Below are 694 nucleotides of genomic sequence, written 5' to 3' on the forward strand. Positions count from 1 at the left end.
ACCCCGTAGCCGACAAATCTTTCCGCCACACAACAGCCTCCAATCAATAGAAGTGATCAATTATGGCCAATGAGACTATTCATGTAGCTGAGGATGTTCTGGAGCAATACGTGATTGCAGCCTTCCGACGGTTGGGCACCAGCGAACCGTCCCTTCAAGCGGCGACGCGCGCCATGATGCACGCCTCGCGTGTCGGTGTTGACAGCCATGGCGTGCGGCTAACCCAGCACTACTGCCAGATGTTGAAGGGAGGCCGGCTCAACAAAAAGCCGCAGTTGACGATCGAGCAGAAGGGCCCCTCCTCCGCCACGGTTGATGGGGATGATGGCCTTGGCCATTACGCAGCTTACCGTGCAATGGAACTTGCCTGCGACCTGGCGCGAGAAACGGGCATGGCCGGCGTCGGCGTACGTCGCTCTTCCCACCTGGGGGCCGCGGGCGCCTACGCGCTGGCCGGCGCAGAGCAAGGCTTCATCAGCTTTGCAACGACCAATACCGACTCTATGGTTCCGCTCTTCGGGGGAGCCACGGCCTTCCATGGTACAAACCCGCTGGCCTTTGCTGCACCGCTCGCGGGACAGAAGCCATGGCTTTTGGACATGGCAACATCATCTATTCCAATGAACCGGGTTCTTCTCTATCGCTCGCTCGGCAAGGAGCTTCCTGGCGGCGTCGCCGCCGACAGGTCCGGCGT

General features: G+C 60.2%; 1 protein-coding gene. It reads left to right on the forward strand.

Features of this window, described 5'->3' with window-relative positions:
• Nucleotides 1–62 precede the first annotated feature (62 nt).
• Nucleotides 63–694, forward strand: a 632-nt coding sequence (locus tag DOU54_RS27070) for an Ldh family oxidoreductase (RefSeq protein ID WP_193603479.1), incomplete at its 3' end; no start/stop codon positions are given.

Origin of the sequence: Agrobacterium sp. MS2, from assembly GCF_003261015.1 — a bacterium.
Taxonomy (GTDB): domain Bacteria; phylum Pseudomonadota; class Alphaproteobacteria; order Rhizobiales; family Rhizobiaceae; genus Agrobacterium; species Agrobacterium pusense.